We start from the raw sequence: 21,769 nt of genomic DNA on the forward strand, positions 1-21,769 counted from the left end.
ACGAAAACTGCGCCATGACGGCGCAGCTTCCGTGTCGCTCGGAGATCGACGGGAGGCGGCGCCTCCGATCGACAACCAGTCGCTCGATCAGGCCTTGACGTGGGCCTTGACGTAATCGACCGCCTGCTGGACCGTGGTGATCTTCTCGGCTTCCTCGTCCGGGATCTCGCACTCGAACTCTTCTTCGAGGGCCATCACGAGCTCGACCGTATCCAGGGAATCGGCGCCCAGATCGTCAACGAACGATGCGTTGGCGGTGACCTCATCTTCCTTGACGCCCAGCTGCTCGACGACGATCTTCTTGACGCGTTCTTCGATGGTGCTCATGTTGCCTTTACCTCCCGAGGGAAAATCCGGCGGCATTGTAGTGGCTAAGGACCGGGCCCGCCAGCATGCCGCCATCACGTTGATGACGCCCCACCGGGGACAGCGGGGCGCGAAATAGCGATTGTCTCTCAAATCCGGGCCGGTGGCGACTGCCGCCTCCAGGCCGGTTTATCACGGCATGTACATGCCGCCGTTGACGTGCAGCGTCTCGCCCGTGATGTAGCGGGCGGCCGGCGAGGCCAGGAAGGCCACCGCCTCGGCGATGTCGCTGGCCTCACCCAGGTGGCCCAGGGCGATACCGGACAGCAGCGCGGCGCGCTGCTCTTCCGGCAGGGCGCGGGTCATGTCGGTGTCGATGAAGCCCGGCGCCACCACGTTCACGGTGATGCCGCGCGAGCCGATCTCACGGGCCAGCGATTTCGAGAAGGCGATGATGCCCGCCTTCGCCGCCGCGTAGTTGGCCTGGCCGGGATTGCCGGTGACGCCGACGACCGACGCGATGCTGACGATGCGGCCCTTGCGCGCCTTCATCATGCCGCGCATCACGGCCTTCGACGTGCGGAACACCGACGTCAGGTTGGTTTCCATGATGGCGCTCCAGTCCTCCTCCTTCATGCGCATGAGGAGCTGGTCGCGCGTGATGCCCGCATTGTTCACGAGGATGGAGACCGCACCGGTTTCCTTCGCGATGGCATCGACGAGGCCTTCGATCGCCGCGGCATCGGTCACGTCGAGCACGCGGCCGTGGCCACCATGCGGAGCGAGGCGCTCGCCGATGGCCTTGGCGCCGCTTTCGCTGGTGGCCGTGCCGTAGACAGTGGCGCCGAGCGACGCGAGGCGGTCGGCGATGGCGGCACCGATGCCGCGACTGGCGCCGGTGACGAGAGCGATTTCACCCTTCAGGGATGAGGTCATGGGATGTCCTGTACTGCTTGGTGGAAGTCAGGCGGCAGCCGGAGCCAGGGCCGCTTCGAGCTCGTCCGGCGTACCGATGGCCTTGCCGTCGACCGACTTGTCGATGCGCTTGATGAGGCCGGTGAGCACCTTGCCGGGACCGCACTCCAGTGTCTGGACGATTCCTGCCGCGGCGAGCGCCTTGACGCATTCGGTCCAGCGCACAGGCAGATAGAGCTGGCGCATCAGTGCGCCGCGAATGTCGTCGACGGAAGCGTGCACCTTCGCATCGGCGTTCTGCACCACCGGAATCGAGGGCATCGACCAGGCGAGGGATGCCATGCGCTCGCCCAGACGGTCCGCGGCGTCGCGCATCAACATGCAGTGCGAAGGCACGGAAACGGCAAGCTTCACGGCCTTCTTCACGCCGAGTTCCGCCAGGCGCGCCAGCGCGCGGTCGACGGCCTCGGCGTGACCGGCGATCACCAGCTGGCCGGGCGAGTTGTAGTTGGCCGGCGACACCACCTGACCTTGCGCCACGTCCTCGCACGCCTGGGCGATCTGCGCGTCGTCGCCGCCGAGGATGGCGGCCATGGCGCCGACGCCCGCGGGCACGGCGGCCTGCATCAGGCGCCCGCGTTCGGCCACGAGGCCGGCGGCGTCCTTGAGGGAAATGGCGGAAGCGGCCACCAGGGCGCTGTATTCGCCGAGGCTGTGGCCCGACAGCAGGGCCGGCATGCGGCCACCGCGCTTCACCCATACGCGCCATACGGCGACGCTGGCGGCCAGCAGCGCGGGCTGGGTGTTCTCGGTGCTGTTGAGGGTCTCCTCCGGCCCGTCCTGACTGATCGACCAGAGATCGACGCCCGCGCCTTCCGAGGCCTCGTCGAAGGTGGCGCGGACTTCGGGATGGATCGCGGCCAGCTCGGCGAGCATGCCGACGGATTGCGATCCCTGACCGGGGAAAACGAAGGCGAGCGAGGCGCTGGATGAGGTCATGCGAGACGGTTCCGGAACTTCAAACCGCGAATGGTGCCAGCAAGGGGACGCCATTCGCCAGAGTCTGGACTACCTGGACTGTAGGAGCCGCTATAGCGGCGAGGGAAACCTGCCTCACGGCTTCATCGCTCTGTTGGCTTCTCGCCGCTATAGCGGCTCCCACATTTTTTTAATAGCGCAACAGCGCCGAGGCCCACGTGAAGCCGCCGCCGAAGGCTTCCAGCAGCAGGTTCTGGCCGCGCTGCACCTTGCCCGAACGCACGGCGTAATCGAGCGCCAGCGGGACCGAACCGGACGAGGTGTTGGCGTGCTTGTCGACGGTGACGATGACGCGGTCCATCGACATGTTCAGGCGCTTGGCCGTCGCCTCGATGATGCGCAGGTTCGCCTGGTGCGGAATGAGCCAGTCGATCTCGTCTTCCTTCATGCCGGCATCTTCGAGCGTCTCGCCCACGAGGGAATCGAGCGTCTTGACCGCCACCTTGAAGACTTCGCGGCCGAGCATGTTGATGCGCACGCCGTGATTGGCCTCGTCCTTGAACCCGGCGGACACGCCGACCGGATTGAACAGCAGATGCTTGAAGCCGCCGTCCGCACGGATGCGCGTCGTGAAGATACCCGGCTCGTCCGAGGCTTCGAGCACCACGGCACCGGCACCGTCGCCGAACAGCACGCAGGTCTCGCGCTCATTCCAGTCGACCATGCGGGTCAGCGTTTCGGCACCGATCACCAGGGCTTTCTTCGACTGGCCCGTGCGGACGAAGGCGTTGGCGACGCCCAGCGCGTAGACGAAGCCCGAACAGGCGGCGTTGACGTCGAACGCGGCGCAACCGTTCGCGCCCAGGCGATGCTGGACGAGGCAGGCGGTCGAAGGAAAGATGATGTCGGGCGTGGTCGTGCCGAGCACGATGAGGTCGATCTCCGACGCCTTGACGCCGGCCGCCTCGAGCGCGCGCTGCGCGGCGAGGAAGGCGAGGTCGCCGGTGGTTTCGCCTTCCGCGGCGACATGGCGCTGGGTAATGCCCGTGCGCGTGCGGATCCACTCGTCGCTCGTATCGACGATCTTTTCGAGGTCGGCATTGGTCAGCACTTTCTCGGGAAGCGCGCTGCCGGTACCGATGATGCGGGCGTATTTCAGAACCGTATCCCCAGTGGTGATTGCCACAAACGCAAAACGGCGCGTTGCCGCGCCGCCTGCGTTTTGATCGTCCCTATGGAAGGGGGATCAATCCTCGACTTCGACCGCGCCGCGGGTGTCGATGACCTTCTTGCCACGGTAGAAGCCGTCCTTGGTCACGTGGTGACGCAGGTGCACTTCGCCGCTGGTCGGATCGGTCGACAGCTGCACGGACTTCAGCGCATCGTGCGAACGACGCATGCCGCGGGTGGACGGGGTCTTGCGGCTCTTGGCAACGGCCATGACAAATCTCCAGCGAAATTACTTTATGAGTCCGCGGAGTGCCGCGAACGGGTTTTCAGATTTTTCCGTCGAGGGCATGTCGTCCTCGTCGGGTCCCAATACGTCGTCGGGCAGCTCGTAGTCCGGATTCACCGGCACCAGGGGCAGCGCCAACAGCAGTTCGTCCTCGATCGTCGCGACCGGATCGAGCTTACCGTCTTCCTCGACCAGCAGTGCCTCGTAACCGGGAGGGAGCGAAGCCTCTTCGCTTTCCTCGACGATCAGTCCGAGACGCGCATCCACTTCCACCGGTAGCTGGAAAGGCTCCAGCGAACGCTGACAGATGACGGTCAATACAGCCTTCGCGCGTACGGCCACGTAGGCAGTGCCGAATTCGTCGCGACCGAAATCCAGCGCATAGGTTACGTCACCTTCGGTGGACGCGACCACCTCGCCCAGGCGCGAGAACGCCGATACGGGGAGTTGACCCTGGAACGAACGCCGCGCACGAACTTCGCGCCAAGCGTCCACGGACGATGGCAATGTCACGGACATAATCGGGAAATGGTAGGCATCAACATCCCTGAAGTCAACCGGTTAGGGAGCAGGACAGGGCTGCGCCGCACTTTTGCGCGGCGCGGCGACTTTCGGGCAGACTCCTCGCCACCGGGGCAGTTTGCCGCCACGCGCCCACGAAGGGGAAGAGTCCGCGTGTTTTCCTTTGCCTATTATGCACTTGCCGCGACGATCGCGATCGCCGTCGGTCTGTGCGCGTGGCTGCTCCGCCACCAGCGCTCGCGCCGGCGGCATGGCGCCCTACAAGACCTGATGGACAATGCCGACCGGCTCGAGGCCGATCTCAAGGACTGCCGCGACCGGCTCCAGCGTGCTCACGCCGTCATGTCGGTCAGCCCGGACATCCCCGCCTACGGCGAGGTGGAAGCCCAGCAGGCCGTCGATTCGGGGCTTCGCGCCCTGCTCCGGCAGCGCCTGTGGATCCGCGACCGCGCATCGGACGCCAGCCAGCGCGAGCTGGACGAGGCCGTGGACGCGCTGGTCAGGGCCCGTCACCAGCTCGAGCCGCGCCTGCGGGCGCTGGACGACGCCCAGGCCGCTCTGGACACCGCCGTCCGCGAACACATCCACAAGGAGTTCTGAGTGTCTCCGCAGCCCACCGTCGTCCTCGCCTCGACCTCCCGCTATCGGGCTGGGCTATTGCGCCGTCTCCTCGACCATTTCGAACAGGCCGCGCCCGGGACGAACGAGGCGCCCCTCGAAGGCGAGCGCCCCGCCGCGCGGGCGGCTCGCCTGGCCGAGGCCAAGGCGAGGGACGTGGCCGCCGGCTTCCCCGGCGCGGTCGTCATCGGTTCCGACCAGGTGGCCGACCTCGAGGGCCGGGTGCTCGACAAGCCGGGTACCGTGCAGGGCGCGCATGCCCAGCTGGCGGCGAGTTCCGGCCGCGACGTGGTCTTCCACACGGCCGTCTGCGTGATCGACCTCCGCGGCGATGCGACCACGCATGTCGACGAGACCCGGGTCCGCTTCCGCGAGCTCTCGGCCGACGACATCGCGCGTTACGTGGAACGCGAACGGCCCCTGGATTGCGCGGGGAGCTTCAAATGCGAAGGCCTCGGCATCGCGTTGTTTGAGCGGATCGACAACGAGGACCCGACGGCGTTGGTGGGCCTGCCATTGATCGCGACCTCACGCCTGCTGCGGGCCGCGGGCGTCGTTCTTCCCTGAGATAGCTTCTGAAGGAACGGCTATAGCGACGAGGGAATGTGCCTCACCGCTTCATCGCTTCGTTGGCTTCTCGCCGCTATAGCGGCTCCTACAGACTTCCGGCCTTATATGCGGACATCCACACGACGCAATCGTCCGGATTGCCGGCCTGACCGCGAGACGGGCGCGCCCTGCCCTCGTACAACGCGAAGCTGCGCCGCTTATCGAACGCTTCCACGCGTCCGGCCGGCCGCACGATATCCACGCGCGCGCAGATCGACCCGAGCCAACGGCGTGCCTCCACGTCGTGCAACTTCGATTCGTCGACCGCGAGCAGGATCCTGCTTCCCGCGTGCGTCGCAAGACCCGCCTCGTCGAGCCCCCATGCCGCAAGCTGCGGCGCGCGGCCATGCTTCACGTTCAGTGGGCTGTCCAGCGAATACACCGTATGCGCCGCGCCAAGTTCGAAGCGCAGCTCCGCGGCGAGCATGAAATTGTCGGCGACGACGATCGCGTCCGGCGCCGCATCGAGTTCGCGCTTCACCGCCGCCGCGCTTTCGCGCCAGCCGGTGAAGTTGGTGGGAAACGCCTTCATGCCGGCGAGCACGGTCGCGCCGTGCGTGGATGCGGCGAGGCCGAGGTAACCGAGCCCCGCGGCCAGCCCGAGCCCGGCCAGCGCGAATCCCGCGTAGACGGTGCGCCGCCACGCCGTCCCCGCCTCGCGCAGGAAAAACGGCAGCGCGATGCACGCCACGAGGTAGCCAGGCAGCGGCCAGTGCGCGCGGAAGCGCAGGTCGTCGGCGAACAGGCCGAGGACGAAGTACGCCACGACGAAGGTTCCGGCGACGACGGCGATGGCATCGAACGGCGCTTCCGCGCGCCGGCGCCAGGCACGCCAGATGGCCCAGAGCATCGCCGCCCAGGCCAGGGGCGTACAGGCCACCGCTTGCTCGAGCGGTTGCGCCAGCGCATCCGCGTGGAATTGCCAGGGGTTCCGGTCCAGCAGCTGGAAAGCCAAGCCCGCGCCGTGCGCAGCGAGGTTGTAGAGCACGATGGGCAGCAGGCCGAGCGCGGCCACGCCCATCGCCATCCAGAAGCCCGGACGCCGCCACTGCCTCCGGCCGCGCGGTGTGAGCAGCAGGAACAACAGGCCACCCAGCATCGGCATGGCCGCCCGGTAGTGTGTCATCCACGCGATGGCGAGGCCGCCGCCGAGGAGGAGCCAGTCGCGGATGCGGTTCCGCTCCAGCGCGGCGAGGAGGCCCTGCAACGCGAGCAAGGTGGCGAACGTCAGCGGGACATCGGGCAACGCGAGCACGCCGAGGCTGCCCACCAGCGGAAGCAGCGTCACGAACGTGGCCGCCTGCCAGCGCGCCGCCTCGTCCCCGTCACGCGCGGCCATCGCCCCCACCTGCCAGGGCAGGAGCGCGCCGAGGATCAGAAACGGCAGGCGCATGGGCAACAGTCCATGGCCGAACAGTCCTTCGGAAAGCGCGATCAGCCAGGCAGTCAGCGGCGGAAGGTCGCTGTAGCCCCAGGCGGGCGCGAGGCTCTCCTGCCAATAAAAGGCCTCGTCACCGAAAGGCGACAAGCTGCACGCTATCACCAGCTTCACGACACACGCCACCACGAACACGGCGAGAAAGATGCCTCGCCAGGATCGCGCGTGCGCGGCTACACTCGAACGCTCACCCATCGACATGGCCAGGCCGGGGGGCACACGCATCGATCATGTCCGCGACGAATCCACACCACGACGAAATGCTCAGGCACCGGCTGGACGCCGCCCTCGCCCAGGTCAACGGCGTACTGCTGGGCAAGCCGCGCCAGGTGAAGCTGGCCTTCACCTGCCTGATCGCCGGCGGCCACCTGCTGCTCGAAGATGTGCCGGGCGTGGGCAAGACCACGCTGGCGCATGCGCTAGCGGCGACGTTCGACCTCGAATTCCAGCGCATCCAGTTCACCAGCGACTTGTTGCCCTCGGACATTATCGGCGTGAGCGTGTACGAGCGCGAGACGGGCGAGTTCCGCTTCCACCCAGGCCCCATCTTCACCAGCCTGCTGCTCGCCGACGAGATCAACCGTGCGACGCCGAAATCGCAGAGCGCGCTGCTCGAGGCGATGGCCGAGGGCCAGACGACGGTGGACGGCGTGACCCGCGAACTGCCGAAGCCGTTCTTCGTCGTCGCGACGCAGAATCCGCTGGATCTCGCCGGCACGTTCCCCCTGCCCGATTCGCAGCTCGACCGCTTCATGCTCCGCCTGAGCCTCGATTATCCCGACCCGGCCGCGGAACGGGCGCTCCTCACCGGCGAGGACCGGCGCGACATGATGGCCTCGCTCGCGCCGCGTCTCGACGTGGCGGCCATCGGCCAGCTGCATGCGGCGGCCCTCGCGATCAAGGTCAGCGGAACGCTGCTCGATTACCTGCAGGCCCTGCTCAGTGCCAGCCGCAAGCACAATGAGGTGCGCGTGGGGCTGTCGCCTCGCGCGGGCCTCGCCTTGCTGGCGGCGGCGCGCGCCTGGGCGTTGATCAGCGGACGCGATTACGTCATTCCGGAAGACCTGCAGACGGTGTTCGTGCCCGCGGCCGCCCATCGCCTCGTGCCCGCGCGCGGCAGCCTTCGCGAAGCCATCGCGCGCGCCATCCTTGCCGAGACGCCGGTGCCCTGATGCCGCCTCGGGCCCAGCGGCTTGTCGCCTGGGCGGAACGCCGCCTGCCTTCGCTGACCCGGTTCCGCCGGCCGGAGCCTTTGCCGATCCAGCTCCACCGCCGGCGCATCTACATCGTGCCCACGGGTTTCGGCATCGGCTTCTCCGTGCTGCTCGCGGTGATGCTGGTCGGCGCGTTGAACTACGCGAACAACGCCGCGCTGATGCTCACCTGCCTGCTCGGCGCCGCCGCCGTGGGCAGCATGCTGGTCGCCTTCCGCGTCCTCAACGGTCTTACCATCGGTGGCGTGCGCGCGGGCACGGCGCGTGCCGGCGAAACCATCCACGTCTCGCTCGACGTCGGCGCCAGCCAGCGCGAACGCATGGCGGTGCGGCTCGACGTCGGCCTTCGCGAATTCGTGTTCGTCGTGCCGGCTGGTGGCGCGACCACCGTGGAGTTCGAGTTGCCCACCGAGTTTCGCGGCTGGCTGGCCCTGCCGCGTATGCGCGTGCACAGCCGCTGGCCGCTGGGCCTGTTCCGCGTGTGGAGCTGGCTGCATCCCGACCGGCCGGTGCTCGTCTATCCGCGTCCCGAGGCCCTCGGCCCGAAACCGTTCGAGCCGCGCGGCGACACCGACCGCGGACGCCCGCGTCCCGGCGACGAGCCGGCCGCGCTGCGCGAATACCGCCCGGGCGATCCGCGCCGGCAGATCGCCTGGAAACTCAGCGCGCGCCACCACGGCCTGCTGGTGAAAGACCTCGAACAACCCGCGCCGCAGGAAGACTGGCGGCTGGACTGGGACGGCATGCACGGCCTGGACGACGAGTCGCGCATCGCCCGGCTCGCGCGCTGGATCGACGAGGCGAGGGAATCCGGACGGCGCTGGAGCCTGCGCCTTCCGGACGGCTATTTCGACGTCGCCCAGGGCGACGAGCACTACCACCGCTGCATGACCGCCCTGGCGTTGCGCCCATGACCGGCTTCCGCCCCTCCCTCCGGCGAAAGCCGTCGAGCGAGCCGATACTGGACAGGCGGCCGTTCGACCTGCTCTGCCTCACCATGGGTTTCGTGCTGCTGGTGCACGCGGCGCACCTGCCATGGTGGCTCACGACGGTGCTGGCGATCGTCCTCGTCGCGCGCTGGCAGCAGCGCCGCAGCGGCGGCCGGAACGCGCCGATCTGGATCAAGTTGCCGCTCATCGGCCTGCTGCTGGGCACCGTGATCGTGCAGAACGGCACCCTCTTCGGGCGCGAACCCGGCAGCGCGTTCGCCGTCGGCCTGCTCGTCCTCAAGCTGCTCGAGAGCGAACATCGCCGCGATGCGCGCGTCGGCATCGCCTTCGCCTGCTTTGCGCTCATGAGCGCCCTGCTCTTCGACCAGGGCCTGGTCGCGAGTTTCTTCGTCTGCCTGGGTATCGTCCCCGCGCTTGCGACACTGCGCTCGCTGGAAGAAGTCGAGCCACAGGCCACGCCCTGGGCGCGCGAATTCACGCCGGTGCTGCTCGCCCTGCTCGCCGCCGTCCCGTTGTCGCTGTTCGCCTTCCTCTTCGTGCCGCGCCTCAGTTCGCCGCTGTGGGGCACGCCGCAAAGCGGCCAGGCCGTCACGGGGCTTTCGAACCGGCTGGCTCCCGGCGACATGCTCGACCTGATGACCGACGACACGCCGGCGCTGCGGGTGACCTTCACCGGCGCGCCGCCGCCGAACGCCGCACGCTATTTCCGCGCCTATACGATGCAATCGTTCGACGGCAAGGGCTGGAGCCCCGGTTACCGCAACTCGCGCCGCCCGCCATCGAGGGCCGACTACGGTAGTCAGTTCGCGTACCAGTTCTCCATGGAACCCACGCACGACCGGGTGCTGCCGATGCTCGACCTTCCCACCGCGGCACCGGCCGACGCGATCATGCGGGCCGACCATACCGTGCTGGCGAAGCGGCGCGTCGACGAGGTCACATCGTTCACCGGCTACGCCGCCAGCACCTATCGGCTCGAACCGTCGCTCGACGACGAGGTGCGCCGCGAAAACCTGCAACTCCCCGCCGGGGTGGGCCCTCAGGCGCGCGCACTCGCGGCGTCCTGGGTCGAGCGCTACGGCGAAGACCGCGCGGCGATCGCCCGCGCCGCGCTCGCGATGTTTCACACGAATTTCTCTTACACGCTCGCCCCGGAACCGCTCGGACGCGATCGCATCGACGACTTCCTGTTCGCGACCCGCGAGGGCTATTGCGAGCACTACGCTTCCGCCTTCACGTTCCTCATGCGCGCCGCGGGCATTCCGGCGCGTGTCGTCACGGGATACCAGGGCGGCTACTGGAACGGCACGGCCCGCTACCTCCTGGTCCGCCGGTCGGACGCGCATGCCTGGTCGGAGGTATGGCTGGAAGGCCGCGGGTGGGTCCGCTTCGATCCCACCGCGGCGGTACGTCCGGAACGCGTGCAGCTGGGTGCCGCCGCGGCGAACGCGGGACACGGCGGCGACGAAGGCCTGCTCGACTTCCCCTGGCTGCGCGACCTCCGCGACCGCTGGGACGTCGTCAACCAATGGTGGAACCGGGGCGTTATCGGTTTCGACGCGCTGCGTCAGCAGGGACTGCTGCAGCCGTTCGGCATCGCCCGCGCCGAGGTGTCGGACCTGGCTATGATCTTCGCCGTCGGTTGTGCCGTGCTGGTCGCCGTCGCGCTGGGTTGGGCCTTGTTCCAGCGCCGCGAGGGCGATGCCCTCGACGCGTCGATGCGCCGGCTCCAGCGGAAGCTCGCCAGGGCGGGCGTGTCGCGAAGGACCGGTGAAGGACCGAGGCATTTCCTTGCACGCGCCGCACGCGCGTTGCCCGGGCAAAGAAATGCGTTGGAAAGGTTGAGCGAGCTTTACTTGCGGTCGCGCTACGGGCATGACGAACCGCCGCCTGAATCGGTCACCCGGTTCCGGCGCGAGGTGAAGGAATTAAAGACGCGCCGCGTGGTCAAATAGGGGCATGGTATCGGCCGTGCCCCGGTATTCCAGGAGACGTGACATGTCCATGTACAAACCGCTGGCCATCGCCGCGGCGACTCTCGCACTCGGCGCCTGCGCCACGGTGCCCCAGCCGCTACAGGGCCAGTTCAACAACGTATCCACGGCCGGTGCCCAGCAGGGCGGCGCGCCGGGCGCCAAGGTGCGTTGGGGCGGCGAGATCATCAAGACCGAGCCGGGTCCGCAGCAGACCTGCTTCTTCGTCCTGTCCGAGCCGCTGGACGACCAGGCGCGGCCCACCGCGGGCAAGAGCGAAAGCCAGGGCCGCTTCGTCGCCTGCCGCGACGGCTTCTACGATCCGGAAGTGTTCACCCGCGGCCGCGAGATCACGGTCACCGGCACGCTGCATGGCGCGGTCACGCAAAAAGTCGGCGAATTCGATTACGCCTACCCGCGCGTCGAGGCCGACGTGGTTTATCTGTGGCCGAAGCGCGTTCCGGTCACCCGCTACCCGCCAGGTTTCTACGACCCGTTCTGGGGACCGGGCTGGGGTCCGTACGGTTACGGCCCGTGGGGCGATCCGTTCTGGTACCGCCCGCGCACGATCATCGTGCCGCGTCCGGTCTACCACCACCCGCCCCCGCCTCGTAAATGAGGCAACAAGAAAAGCCGGCGCAAGCCGGCTTTTTTGTTTTCCGGCATGCCTTCGACCGGATCCACGCTCCTACCATCAAGCGTCGTCGGCATTGCCCGGGGAAGGGGGCGTGAGTCCTGCCGATTCGCGGCCATATAGACCAAATTGGCTATATGCGGGGCTCTCAGCTCATCTAGAGTGACGGCCAAGAGCTGTGATGCTCTGCCCCATCCCGGAGCAATAAACACATGGACGTCGTCATTTACCGCCTGTACCGGGTCGTCGGTGTCGCTCTTTTCGCCGTGCTCACCGCCTGCGCGACACAGACCCCCGTCTCCCATCGGACCGATGCCGGGTCCGTCGCCTCAACCGCTTACGCGGCGCACCCAGCCAGCACGGCCACCTTGGGGGCCACGGGTTCCGCCCCGCAACAGGTGCAACCCGACGGGCCGACCGTCGCGAGGCACCTGACCGAGCGCTACACGGATGTCTCGGCAAACTGCGGCTCCGCCCAGCGCCCGTCGTTCCTCTGCTCCGGCGTTCTCTTCAGGGCTACCGTTCCCGGACCCTACCATTCATGGAATCCGAATCCCTCGAACCCCAAGGGGACCGTATCGTTTTCATGGCTGCGCAAGGACGCGAAGTTCCGCACTATCTATACACCCCGGTATTCGAACGGCTTCATCTTCCTTCCCAACGTGTATGCCGACGATTACGGTTTCCACGAGACGGAAGTGGTGTGCGTGTATCCCATCGATGCGCATACAGACTCACGCTCCGATCTCGGTTGCGGTCCGCTTCCGAACAACCCATCCGCCAGCGCCACCTGCAGCAAACTGGGCATCACGACAGGCGCGGCGTGGGTCGCACATTATCGGAAGGGCAACGTTCCTGAGTACATGTGCAGTTTTTACGTCTCCATCGGCACCGCCAATTCCGCGGTAACGTTCTCGAGGATGGGCGAAGCCATGCGCAGCCTCCCCGAAACCTTCTATGCGATCACTCCCGGCCGTAGCTACACGAACGAACTATTGGTTCGCGCATGGCCGCAAAATATCCATGCCACCGTACCGATCGAGGCGTTTTTTTATCAGATGGGCGCCATCAACGGCCTGGCGAATGCGCAAGCCGATCAGCGCGATTTCTTTACGACGTCCCGACGCTGGGTGCCCGTCATACGCATGACCATGCCTCAAGCCGCCTCACAGGACGCGACCTTCCAATACCTGCCCAACGAGCAGGCGGTGGCCAGGCCGTAATGCCTGGACGCGACCGCCCGGACAGGCCTGACACCTGACAGGTCAGCCCGGGGGCCAGGTCATGTGCCGGCCCGCGAGCAGGTGCACATGGATGTGGAAGACGGTCTGGCCGCCGTGGGTGTTGGTGTTGACCACGGTACGGTAACCGTCCTGCGCGAAGCCCTGTGCCTTCGCATAAGCCGCCGCCGCCAGCAGCAACTTGCCCAGGAGTTCGGCGTCACCCGCGGTCGCATCGTTCAACGTGGCGATGGCGCGCTTCGGAATGAACAACACGTGCACCGGGGCCTGCGGGTTGAGGTCGCGGAAGGCCAGTACCTCGTCGTCTTCGTAGACGATGTCGGCGGGGATCTCGCGGCGGACGATCTTGGCGAAAATGGTGTCGGTCATCGGAAGTCCCTGTGCTATCAGCCGAGCGATTGCCGGCTGCCGAAGGCGTGGGCCAGCGTGCCGCGGTCGACGAACTCGAGTTCGCCGCCCAGCGGTACGCCATGGGCGAGGCGCGTGGCGCGGATGCCGGCGGCTTTCGCCAGCTGGCCGATGTAATGGGCGGTGGCTTCGCCTTCCACGGTCGGGTTGGTTGCGATGATCATTTCCTCGACATCGCCCTCACCCAGACGTTCCGCCAGCAGCGGCAGGCCCAGTTCGTCCGGGCCGAGACCGTCGAGCGGCGACAGCCGGCCCAGCAGCACGAAGTAGTGGCCGCGGTAGCCGGTGGCCTGCTCGATCGCGGCAAGGTCGGAAGGCGACTCGACCACGCACAGCACCTGCCGGTCGCGGCTGGCGTTCGCGCACAGCGAACAGACCGGCGTTTCGCTGAAGTTGCGGCAGCGCGTGCAGTTGCCCACGTCGCGCATGGCGGACTCCAGCGCGGAGGCAAGGCGCAGCCCCCCCTGGCGCTCGCGCTCCAGCAGGTGGAAAGCCATGCGCTGCGCGCTCTTGGCACCGACGCCGGGAAGGCAGCGCAAAGCGTCGATCAGTTCGCCGAGGAGGCGGGAGCCGTTGCTCATCGTAGGTGGCGCTCAGACCGTCAGAACGGCATCTTGAAGCCGGGCGGCAGGTTGAGGCCGGCGGTGACGCCGCCCAGACGGCTGCGGCTCAGTTCGGCGATCTTGTTCACCGCGTCGTTGATCGCGGCGGCGACCAGGTCCTCGGCCATCTCCGGATCGTCGGCGAAGGCCTGACGATCGATATGCACCGCGCGCACCTCGTGGCCACCGCTCATCGTGACGGTGACGAGACCACCGCCGGCGCTGCCGGTGATTTCCGTCTTGGCGAGTTCGTCCTGCGCACGCTTCATCTCGTCCTGCATGCGCTGGGCCTGCTGCATCAGCTGACCGATTTGACCTTTCACGTTCCTGGCTCCACGGGTTTGATCGATTGCGGGATGACGCGCGCGTCGAATTCACGCTTGAGCGTCTGTACGAGCGGATCGGCTTCCATCGAAGCCTCCGCGTTGGCCTGCGCGTCGCTGGCTGCCTGCGCCTTGCGTTCCGCCGGCGTACCCAGGTTCCCCCGGTCGGCCACGAAGCGGAAGCGGACGCGGCGGCCGAGGGCCTGCGAGACCTTTTCTTCCATCTGGCTGGTCAAGGGCTCCACCGCCAGGTGCATGTGCGACGGCGTGAGCGCCAGCACCATGCCCTCGCCATCGATCTCGCGCAGCGAGCAGTTCTGCGCCAGCTGGCCAATGGGACCGCGCAGGTTCGCGCGCTCCACGATGTCGTGCCAGTCCGGCAGGCCATTGGCACCGACCGCGATGGGACGCGGCGGGGCCGCCGGAGCGGGCGCGGGCGCCGTGGGGGCGGCCTGGGCAGGCGCCGACGGACGCGAGGTGACCGCCGCAGCGACCGGCTCGCGTCCTGCCTCGGCGGCCTGTGGGAGCCGCTTCAGCGGCGATCCGGCGGCAGCGGGTCCGCTCGCCGCGGCGGCAGCCGCCAGCGGACGCGGCCCCGACGCCCCCTGCCCCGCCTCCGCCGGCCGGAACGCGTGCATGCGCAACAGCACCATCTCGAAGCCGATGCGTGCATCGGGCGCCATGGGCAGCTCGCGGCGGCCGTTGGTCGCGATCTGGTAGTAAAGCTGGACGTCTTCGGGGGCGAGGCGCGCGGCCAGGTCGGCAAGACCGGCGTCGCTCTCCTCGCCACGATAGCCCGGCACCAGCTGGATCAGCTGCACGCGGTGCAGCACGGTGGCGAGGTCGTCGAGCACGCCGCCGAAATCCGGCGAGAACGAAGCGATGCGGTCGGACTCGGCCATGAGCGCCGCACCGTCGCCGGCCGCCAGCGCCTCGAGCACGCCCAGCACCTGGCCGCGCTCCACGCTGCCTAGCATGGCGCGCACGTCGGCCGCGCGCAGCGAACCGCCGCCGTAGGCGATGGCCTGGTCGAGCAGCGAGAGGCCGTCGCGCAGCGAGCCGTCGGCGCCATGCGCGAGTTCGACGATCGCCTCGTCTTCGTAATCGATGGCCTCGGCACCGAGGATATGGCGCATCTGCCCGGAGATCTGCTCGGGCAGCAGGCGCTTCAGGTTGAACTTGAGGCAGCGCGACAGCACGGTGACCGGCAGCTTCTGCGGGTCGGTGGTGGCGAGCAGGAACTTGACGTGCGGCGGGGGCTCTTCCAGCGTCTTCAGCAGAGCGTTGAAGGCCGGCTTCGAGAGCATGTGCACCTCGTCGACCAGGTACACCTTGAAGCGCCCGCGCGACGGTGCGTATTGCGCGTTCTCGATCACCTCGCGCACGTCGTCCACGCCGGTGTTGCTGGCCGCGTCGATCTCGAGGAGGTCGACGAAGCGGCCGGCGTCCACCGCCGTGCAGACGGCGCACTCGCCGCAGGGATCGGCCGATTCACCGCGCTCGCAGTTGAGCGACTTGGCGAAGATGCGCGCGATGGTGGTCTTGCCGACACCGCGGGTGCCGGTGAACAGGTAGGCGTGATGCATGCGCCCGGAGTCGAGCGCGTTGGTGAGCGCGCGGACCACGTGCTCCTGGCCCACCAGTTCGGCGAACTTGCGGGGGCGCCACTTGCGTGCGAGGACCTGATAGGACATGCGTAGTACCTTGGGACGACACTGGATTGTGCCAAGGACCGGGGGGTCGGGAAAGCTCGCCCCGAAAAGGCGATGACCCTGCCAGCCACACCCCGGCACCCGAATCGTCCGCTACCGTTGCTTCCTTCCGGACCTGGCGGGGTTTACGGGCTATCGTCGCGGGGGGACCGACAGGGCCACCATAAAGACTTGTGTTGTGGCGGAGAGGGCGGGATTCGAACCCGCGATACGCTATTAACGTATACACACTTTCCAGGCGTGCTCCTTAAACCACTCGGACACCTCTCCGCACTGGTACAACCTCTTCCCCGGCGTCCTGTCCGGCAAAGAAGCGGAAGGATAACCGGGTCGAGGCTGGCGAGACAAGAGTCGGCTCCGTTGCAGGAGCCGCTACAGCGGCGAGAGGCCAACGAAGCGACGAAACTGTGAGGTAAGCCCCCTCGCCGCTATAGCGGCTCCTACAGAGCGGCGGCGCTACCCGGCGGCGGGGCGCGGCGGGGGTGGCTCGGGCAGGGCCAGGCGTTCGCCCGGACGGGCGATGCGGTAGCCGCGCGAGACCAGCGTCTCGCCGTCGGCGACGCTGCCGTAGTGATAGAGCGCCATCCGCAACCTGAACTCCTCCTCGTACTCGCGCTCCAGGTCGTCCACGCCAGTGTGCGACGGATTGCCGACCACGCCGCAATCGTGCGCGATGAGTTCGCCGGTCACCCCGTGGATGGACAGGACCTCGGGAATGGGCCGCGTGTCGCCGGTGAAGACGAAGCTGCCGCGCAGGGCCAGGCCGTATGACGTGCCATGCACGTGGTGGCGGGTCGGGAACAGGTCGAACCACTGCTCCGCATGCCAGAACCCGCGCGTGCACGGCACCAGGTGGAATGCGTCCCAGTAGTTCACGCCACCTTCGGCCAGCGCGCCGGGGTAATCCGCCACCCTCGCCTGCAACCACGGCAGCAGCCCGGCGTGCATGAACACCTTCATGCGTCCCCGCCGCGCTTCGTCGAACCACGAGCGCAGGAACAGGCCTTCCATGCCGGCCACGTGGTCCATGTGCGCATGCGTGACGTACAGCGCGGGAGGCAGGCTGCCGTAGGCCGCCACGTAACGGTGGAGCGTGTCCGGCCCGCAATCCACCAGCAGCACCGGCTGGCCGTCGCGCTCCAGCACGACGGAAGAGGAACCCAGTGCGATGGCGTGCGACGAGCCCGCGCCGAGGAAGTGCATGTGCCAGCTCATCCGCGCAGGTTCCGCTCGTAGTGTTCGACCAGGGCCGGCCACCATTCGGCATCGAAGGTGTCGCCCGCCGCGTCGCGCGCGCCGAGCTTCACCAGCGAGCGCTTCAGCCGCGCGAGGTTGGCCCTGCGCCAGCCCGCCGACGGCCGGCGCAGGCGGCCACGGTCGAAGTCGATGAGGTAAATGCCGTCGCCGTTCACCAGGATGTTGTGCGCGTTGAGGTCGGCATGCCACGCGCCGGCGCGGTGGAATCGCGCGATCGTCGCGCCGACGCGGCCGGCCAGGGTGGCATTGAAGGCGCCGTCGGCGAGGCGTTCGGCGAGCGTGGCTGCGTCCGGGATGAAAGCGGTGATGAGGTCAGCCGTATAGCGCAACCCCTGGCGCACGTAACGCGAGGCGATCGGCGCCGGCACCGGGAGGCCACGCCGCTCGAGCTCGGCCAGGAGATGGAATTCGCGGGTACTCCGGGTGCGCCGGCCGCCCGTGAAGAGGTACCGGTCGCCGAGCAGGCGCGCCACCATCCCGCCTCGGCGATAATGGCGAAGCACCACTTCGCCCGCCGGGCTCTCGATGATCGCAACGCCGCCGCGCCCGCCGGGCTGGGAGCGCAATGCACCGCGCTCGCGCCAGCGATGGGGCGAGAACCAGTCGGCGTCGACTTGAGGTGCACGGGCCGCGTCGAACAGAATCGTACCGCCCGCGCCCTCCTCCACTCGTTGCTCAGTCATTTGCCGGCCGCCTTCCGCGGCCTAACCCATCCGGTAACCCTTTCGTGCCGCCAAGTCTACCAAGCCGCCCACTCCCGCCGGGAGAGTCCAGCCTCTGCATCCTGCGCACCTCGGCCATCGGCGACGTGACCCATGTCGTGCCCCTGGTCCGGACCTTACAGGCGACAGTGCCGGAAACACGCCTTACTTGGCTGGTGGGCAAGCTCGAGCGGCGCCTCGTCGGGGACCTCCCCGGCGTCGAGTTCATCACCTTCGACAAGGGTGCCGGCCGGGCCGGCATGAAGGCCGTGCGCCAGGCCCTCGCCGGACGCCGTTTCGACGCCCTCCTGCACATGCAGGTGGCCCTCCGCTCGAACCTCCTCAGCCTCGCGGTGAAGGCGGATCGGCGGATCGGCTACGACCGGGCCCGCTCGAAGGACTTGCACGGCCTGTTCGTCAACGAACGGATTCCGGCGCGGACCGGCGACCACGTCCTGGACGCCATGGCGAGCTTCATCGAGCCGTTGGGACTGAAGCAGACCCAGGTGCGCTGGGATATCCCGGTGCCCGACGAGGCCCATGCCTGGGCGGCGGAACAGCTGCCCGGCGACGCCCCCACCCTGCTGGTCAGCCCCATGTCCAGCCATACCCTGCGCAACTGGCGGGTGGAGCGCTATGCGGCCCTGGTCGACCACGCCATGGCGCGCGGCATGCGCGTGGCGCTGGTCGGCGGGCCTTCCGCGGCCGAGCGCGGTCTTGCCGATGCCATCCTCGCGGCGGTACGGCAGGCGCCGCTGGACCTGACCGGCAAGGACACGCTGAAGCGCTTCATGGCCCTGCTATCCCGCAGCGCGATGATCCTCACGCCGGACTCGGGCCCCATGCACATGGCCAACGCCGCCGGCGTGAAGGTGCTGGGCCTGCACGCGGCCAGCAATCCCCATCGTTCGGGTCCCTACTCGGACCGCCGCTGGTGCGTGGACAAGTACGACGAGGCGTCGCGCAAGTACCTCGGCAAGCCCGCGGCGGAGATTCCCTGGGGCACGAAGATCGAAAAGCCCGGGGTCATGGACCTCGTACGGGTCGACGAAATGATCGACCGCTTCGAAGCCTGCGCGGCACATCTGGGCCTGTCTCTCGTGTAGGAGCCGCTATAGCGGCGAGGAAACCTCGCGACTCGGTCGCAGGATTGCTCTCGCCGCCATAGCGGCTCCTACAGGTCGGGCGCCTAGGCCTGCGGCGTGCGGTAATCCTGGTACGACTTCTCTTCCACCAGCGTGGAGCCCAGCTTCAGGTTGATCTCGCGCTTGATCGCCGCGCGCTCGTCGTTCTCGAAGTACACGGAACGCGCCAGCTCGATGAACTCCTGGTCGAAGGCCTGGGCGCGCTCCTTCATGCGGATGTCGTCCTCGATCTTCCACAGGCGCTGGTTCACGGCCAGGAGGCGCGCCGTTTCGTCGGCGATATCGGTTTCCGACGCCTTGTCGTTCTTCCAGGTGGCTTCCAGCAGCTCCAGCTCGTTGCGCACGTTGGCCAGCTTCGCGTCGTCCCGGATTTCCTGAAGCTTGATCTGCAGGATCGTGATCTTGTCGATCAGCTCGCCGTAGGAAACGGGGGTCTGGATAAGGCTCATGGACATCTCCGGTCGGTCAGGCGCAGGAGGTTAGCATTTTGGTCCCTAGAGCGAGACGACCCCGAACACGTCCAGCAGGAGCACCACGTTGAGGCCCAGCACCACCATGGCGGCGGCGACCGCGGCCACCGTCACCGGCACGCGGTTGCGGAAGGCGCCCATGAGGTCGCTCCGGCTGGTGAACCAGACCAGCGCGATCATGGGAAACGGCAACGCGATGCTCAGCGCCACCTGGCTCATCACCAGCGCGCGCGTGGCATCCACGCCGGCGATGACCACGGCGAAGCTCGGCAGCATCGTGATCGCGCGACGCAGCCACAGCGGGATATGGAAGGCGACGAAGCCCTGCATGATCATCTGTCCGGCCATCGTGCCGACCACGGAGCTGGAAAACCCCGACGCGATCAGCGATACGAGGAAAATCGTCGCCGCCGCCCCGCCCAGCAGCGGCACCAGGGTCTGGTAGGCGGTTTCGATCTTCGCCACGTCCGGATGACTGCCGTGGAACGCACCGGCCGCCATCACCACCATGGCGAGGTTGATAAGTCCCGCCACGGACAGCGCCAGCACCACTTCCAGGTTCGACAGGCGGATGATCCGGCGGCGCTCGTCGCCCGTCTTCGGACGCGCGCGGCGCTCGGTCAGCCCGGAATGCAGGAACAGGGCGTGCGGCATCACCGTCGCGCCGATGATGCCCACCGCGATGGCGATCGCCATGCTGTCGGGCAGATGGGGAACGAAGATCTGCTCCGCCAGCGACGTCCAGCCGACCGGCGCGATGAACAGCTCCGCGAGATACGACAGGCCGACCACGCCGACCATCGCGCCGATGGCGAGTTCGAGGCGGCGGTAGCCCTTGCCCTCCAGCAGCAGGAGTCCATAGGTGACGATCGCGGTGATGCCCATGCCCACCAGCAGCGGCAGGTGGAAAAGCAAGGCAAGGCCGATGGCTCCGCCGAGAAACTCGGCCAGGTCCGTCGCCATGGCGGCCAGTTCGCTCACCACCCACATCAGGTAGACGAGCGGCCTCGGCAAGTGCTCGCGACAGAGTTGGGCGAGGTTGCGCCCGGTGACGATGCCCAGCCGCGCCGAAAGGCTCTGAAACAGCATCGCCACGAGATTGGCGAGCACCACCACCCACAGCAGGCCATAGCCGTACCGCGCGCCGGCCTGGATGTTCGTCGCGAAATTGCCCGGGTCGATATAAGCCACCGAGACCACGATGGCGGGCCCCGCGAAAGGCAAAAGGCCAGCAAGGCCCCGCCGGCGCCCGTCGAGCACCTCGCGCATGGCCGGTTCTTCGTGCCGCTCCGGGGACACCTTCTGGAGCATGCTCACGGTCCCGAGGCGGCTACGGCGCCGCCGCTTGCGGTCACCATACTACAGCCGCCCCACGGGCCTGGCGGGCGCCTCGTCCGGCAGTTCCGCGGGCGCCGGCTCGATGCGTACCGCGTGATCGCTGGGCCGGATCGGCTTGCCGCGCGCATCCGCCACGCCGCGGGTAAGCTCTGCGCCCATGAGCACGATGATCGACGAGTAATAGGTCCACGTAAGCAGCACGATGAAGGCACCTGCGGGACCGTAGGCGCCGCCGACGTCCGCGTATTGGATGTACAGACCTATGGCGAACTTGCCCGCCAGGAAGAGCACCGTGGTCAGCACGGCACCGATGAGTGCCTCGCTCCAGTCGATCAGCGCATCGGGCAACACCTTGTACATGGCGCCGAAGGCACTTACGAAGACCAACACGGAGATCGCGTACTCCAGCACCTTCCAGACGACGCCGTCGCCGCGCACCAGGGCCTGGATGAGCGCGCTGACGATGAACGAAATGATGAGCATGAAGGTGATGCCGCCGAGCAGGGCGAAGGCCCGCGCCCTCGCCCGCAACCACGCGCCGACCGCTTCGCCCGGCTTGGCCTTCACCCGCCATACGCGATCAAGCGTGCCTTGCAGCTGCGCGAACACGGCGGACGCGCCGAACAAGGTCACGCCGATGCCGATGATGCCGGCCAGGTCACCCAGCTTCGGATGCGACTTCGCGCTGTCGATCACGACGTTGAGCGCCTCGGCTGCACGCTCGCCAACCACGCCCGCCAGCGCGACGGACAACTCTCCCCGCCATGCCGGGTGCAGCATGGACACGAGCCACACCAGCAGGAGCAGCAAGGGGGCAAACGACAGCGCGGCATAGAACGATAGCGCCGCCGCCCGCGTGATGAGCTCGTCGTCGCTGAATCCCTCCACCGCCGACATGACGGTTCGCTTGATGCCGCGCAGGACCCTCATCATTGACGTTCCTCGCATTCGCGGCAGCC

The 21,769-nt window shown here is 67.7% G+C and carries 24 protein-coding genes, 1 tRNA gene and 1 other RNA gene; 8 read left to right on the forward strand and 18 right to left on the reverse strand.

The window, feature by feature from the left end:
• Positions 1–87 precede the first annotated feature (87 nt).
• The 6 genes from acpP to HBF32_RS06515 form a co-directional block, all read right to left on the reverse strand.
• Complete coding sequence (gene acpP, locus HBF32_RS06490; RefSeq protein WP_166698890.1) at positions 88–327, reverse strand: acyl carrier protein; 240 nt, start codon at positions 325–327, stop codon at positions 88–90.
• 171 nt (positions 328–498) lie between these two features.
• On the reverse strand, positions 499–1,242 hold the full coding sequence (gene fabG / locus HBF32_RS06495; RefSeq protein WP_166698891.1) for a 3-oxoacyl-ACP reductase FabG: 744 nt from the start codon (positions 1,240–1,242) through the stop codon (positions 499–501).
• A gap of 27 nt (positions 1,243–1,269) precedes the next feature.
• Positions 1,270–2,220 (reverse strand): ACP S-malonyltransferase, encoded by a 951-nt coding sequence (gene fabD, locus HBF32_RS06500; RefSeq protein WP_166698892.1) that lies wholly within the window; start codon positions 2,218–2,220, stop codon positions 1,270–1,272.
• 169 nt (positions 2,221–2,389) lie between these two features.
• Positions 2,390–3,358 carry a beta-ketoacyl-ACP synthase III gene (locus HBF32_RS06505; protein ID WP_166700451.1) on the reverse strand — a complete coding sequence of 323 codons (969 nt, stop codon included), beginning with the start codon at positions 3,356–3,358 and terminating at the stop codon, positions 2,390–2,392.
• Positions 3,359–3,445: 87 nt separating this feature from the next.
• Positions 3,446–3,640, reverse strand: coding sequence for a 50S ribosomal protein L32 (gene rpmF / locus HBF32_RS06510; protein WP_090054210.1), 195 nt, complete (start codon positions 3,638–3,640; stop codon positions 3,446–3,448).
• Positions 3,641–3,658: 18 nt separating this feature from the next.
• Complete coding sequence (locus HBF32_RS06515; protein ID WP_166698893.1) at positions 3,659–4,174, reverse strand: YceD family protein; 516 nt, start codon at positions 4,172–4,174, stop codon at positions 3,659–3,661.
• 156 nt (positions 4,175–4,330) lie between these two features.
• Here HBF32_RS06515 and HBF32_RS06520 point away from each other — a divergent pair, with 156 nt between their 5' ends.
• Both HBF32_RS06520 and HBF32_RS06525 read left to right on the forward strand, forming a co-directional pair.
• Positions 4,331–4,777, forward strand: a complete 447-nt coding sequence (locus HBF32_RS06520) for a hypothetical protein (protein WP_166698894.1) — start codon at positions 4,331–4,333, stop codon at positions 4,775–4,777.
• Entirely contained in the window at positions 4,778–5,362 is a 585-nt protein-coding gene (locus tag HBF32_RS06525; RefSeq protein ID WP_166698895.1) for a Maf family nucleotide pyrophosphatase, read from the forward strand.
• A gap of 88 nt (positions 5,363–5,450) precedes the next feature.
• On the opposite strand, the gene HBF32_RS06530 is transcribed toward HBF32_RS06525, so the two are convergent.
• The gene (locus HBF32_RS06530) at positions 5,451–7,067 is read right to left on the reverse strand and encodes an ArnT family glycosyltransferase (RefSeq protein WP_166698896.1); all 1,617 of its coding nucleotides are present in this window, start codon (positions 7,065–7,067) and stop codon (positions 5,451–5,453) included.
• Positions 7,068–7,072: 5 nt separating this feature from the next.
• Here HBF32_RS06530 and HBF32_RS06535 point away from each other — a divergent pair, with 5 nt between their 5' ends.
• The 5 genes from HBF32_RS06535 to HBF32_RS06555 all read left to right on the forward strand — a co-directional run bounded on the left by HBF32_RS06535 (position 7,073) and on the right by HBF32_RS06555 (position 12,836).
• Positions 7,073–8,014 (forward strand): AAA family ATPase, encoded by a 942-nt coding sequence (locus HBF32_RS06535; protein ID WP_166698897.1) that lies wholly within the window; start codon positions 7,073–7,075, stop codon positions 8,012–8,014.
• A complete protein-coding gene (locus HBF32_RS06540) occupies positions 8,014–8,970 on the forward strand; it encodes a DUF58 domain-containing protein (protein WP_166698898.1) in 957 nt (318 codons plus the stop codon). Before HBF32_RS06535 ends, HBF32_RS06540 begins: the two co-directional genes overlap by 1 nt.
• Positions 8,967–10,961: a transglutaminase TgpA family protein gene (locus HBF32_RS06545; RefSeq protein WP_166698899.1), complete on the forward strand. Its 1,995-nt coding sequence runs from the start codon at positions 8,967–8,969 to the stop codon at positions 10,959–10,961. The genes HBF32_RS06540 and HBF32_RS06545 overlap by 4 nt, the downstream gene beginning before the upstream one ends.
• A 43-nt stretch (positions 10,962–11,004) precedes the next feature.
• Positions 11,005–11,598, forward strand: coding sequence for a Slp family lipoprotein (locus HBF32_RS06550; protein WP_166698900.1), 594 nt, complete (start codon positions 11,005–11,007; stop codon positions 11,596–11,598).
• Positions 11,599–11,825: 227 nt separating this feature from the next.
• Positions 11,826–12,836 (forward strand): N-acyl homoserine lactonase, encoded by a 1,011-nt coding sequence (locus HBF32_RS06555; RefSeq protein ID WP_166698901.1) that lies wholly within the window; start codon positions 11,826–11,828, stop codon positions 12,834–12,836.
• Between the two features lie 42 nt (positions 12,837–12,878).
• On the opposite strand, the gene HBF32_RS06560 is transcribed toward HBF32_RS06555, so the two are convergent.
• The 8 genes from HBF32_RS06560 to HBF32_RS06595 all read right to left on the reverse strand — a co-directional run bounded on the left by HBF32_RS06560 (position 12,879) and on the right by HBF32_RS06595 (position 17,839).
• Positions 12,879–13,223, reverse strand: coding sequence for a histidine triad nucleotide-binding protein (locus HBF32_RS06560; RefSeq protein WP_166698902.1), 345 nt, complete (start codon positions 13,221–13,223; stop codon positions 12,879–12,881).
• Positions 13,224–13,240: 17 nt separating this feature from the next.
• Entirely contained in the window at positions 13,241–13,843 is a 603-nt protein-coding gene (gene recR / locus HBF32_RS06565; RefSeq protein WP_166698903.1) for a recombination mediator RecR, read from the reverse strand.
• Between the two features lie 20 nt (positions 13,844–13,863).
• Positions 13,864–14,187: a YbaB/EbfC family nucleoid-associated protein gene (locus HBF32_RS06570; protein WP_166698904.1), complete on the reverse strand. Its 324-nt coding sequence runs from the start codon at positions 14,185–14,187 to the stop codon at positions 13,864–13,866.
• Positions 14,184–15,881: a DNA polymerase III subunit gamma/tau gene (gene dnaX, locus HBF32_RS06575; RefSeq protein WP_166698905.1), complete on the reverse strand. Its 1,698-nt coding sequence runs from the start codon at positions 15,879–15,881 to the stop codon at positions 14,184–14,186. Before dnaX ends, HBF32_RS06570 begins: the two co-directional genes overlap by 4 nt.
• 76 nt (positions 15,882–15,957) lie before the next feature.
• Positions 15,958–16,054: signal recognition particle sRNA small type (ffs, locus tag HBF32_RS06580), an RNA gene on the reverse strand.
• A gap of 24 nt (positions 16,055–16,078) precedes the next feature.
• Positions 16,079–16,169, reverse strand: a tRNA-Ser gene (locus HBF32_RS06585).
• A gap of 186 nt (positions 16,170–16,355) precedes the next feature.
• Positions 16,356–17,114, reverse strand: a complete 759-nt coding sequence (locus tag HBF32_RS06590) for an MBL fold metallo-hydrolase (RefSeq protein WP_166698906.1) — start codon at positions 17,112–17,114, stop codon at positions 16,356–16,358.
• Positions 17,111–17,839, reverse strand: a complete 729-nt coding sequence (locus tag HBF32_RS06595) for a 3-deoxy-D-manno-octulosonic acid kinase (RefSeq protein WP_166698907.1) — start codon at positions 17,837–17,839, stop codon at positions 17,111–17,113. Before HBF32_RS06595 ends, HBF32_RS06590 begins: the two co-directional genes overlap by 4 nt.
• Positions 17,840–17,883: 44 nt before the next feature.
• Between HBF32_RS06595 and HBF32_RS06600 the strand changes: the two genes are divergently transcribed.
• The gene (locus HBF32_RS06600) at positions 17,884–18,963 is read left to right on the forward strand and encodes a glycosyltransferase family 9 protein (protein WP_338039742.1); all 1,080 of its coding nucleotides are present in this window, start codon (positions 17,884–17,886) and stop codon (positions 18,961–18,963) included.
• 83 nt (positions 18,964–19,046) lie between these two features.
• On the opposite strand, the gene HBF32_RS06605 is transcribed toward HBF32_RS06600, so the two are convergent.
• The 3 genes from HBF32_RS06605 to HBF32_RS06615 are packed head-to-tail and all read right to left on the reverse strand — an operon-like array spanning position 19,047 to position 21,743.
• The gene (locus HBF32_RS06605; RefSeq protein WP_166698908.1) at positions 19,047–19,451 is read right to left on the reverse strand and encodes a DUF6165 family protein; all 405 of its coding nucleotides are present in this window, start codon (positions 19,449–19,451) and stop codon (positions 19,047–19,049) included.
• 45 nt (positions 19,452–19,496) lie between these two features.
• Positions 19,497–20,783, reverse strand: coding sequence for an Nramp family divalent metal transporter (locus tag HBF32_RS06610; RefSeq protein WP_166698909.1), 1,287 nt, complete (start codon positions 20,781–20,783; stop codon positions 19,497–19,499).
• A 48-nt stretch (positions 20,784–20,831) separates the two neighbouring features.
• On the reverse strand, positions 20,832–21,743 hold the full coding sequence (locus tag HBF32_RS06615) for a YihY/virulence factor BrkB family protein (RefSeq protein WP_240147797.1): 912 nt from the start codon (positions 21,741–21,743) through the stop codon (positions 20,832–20,834).
• Positions 21,744–21,769 lie beyond the last annotated feature (26 nt).

It is taken from the genome of Luteibacter yeojuensis, assembly GCF_011742875.1.
Classification (GTDB): Bacteria; Pseudomonadota; Gammaproteobacteria; order Xanthomonadales; family Rhodanobacteraceae; genus Luteibacter; species Luteibacter yeojuensis.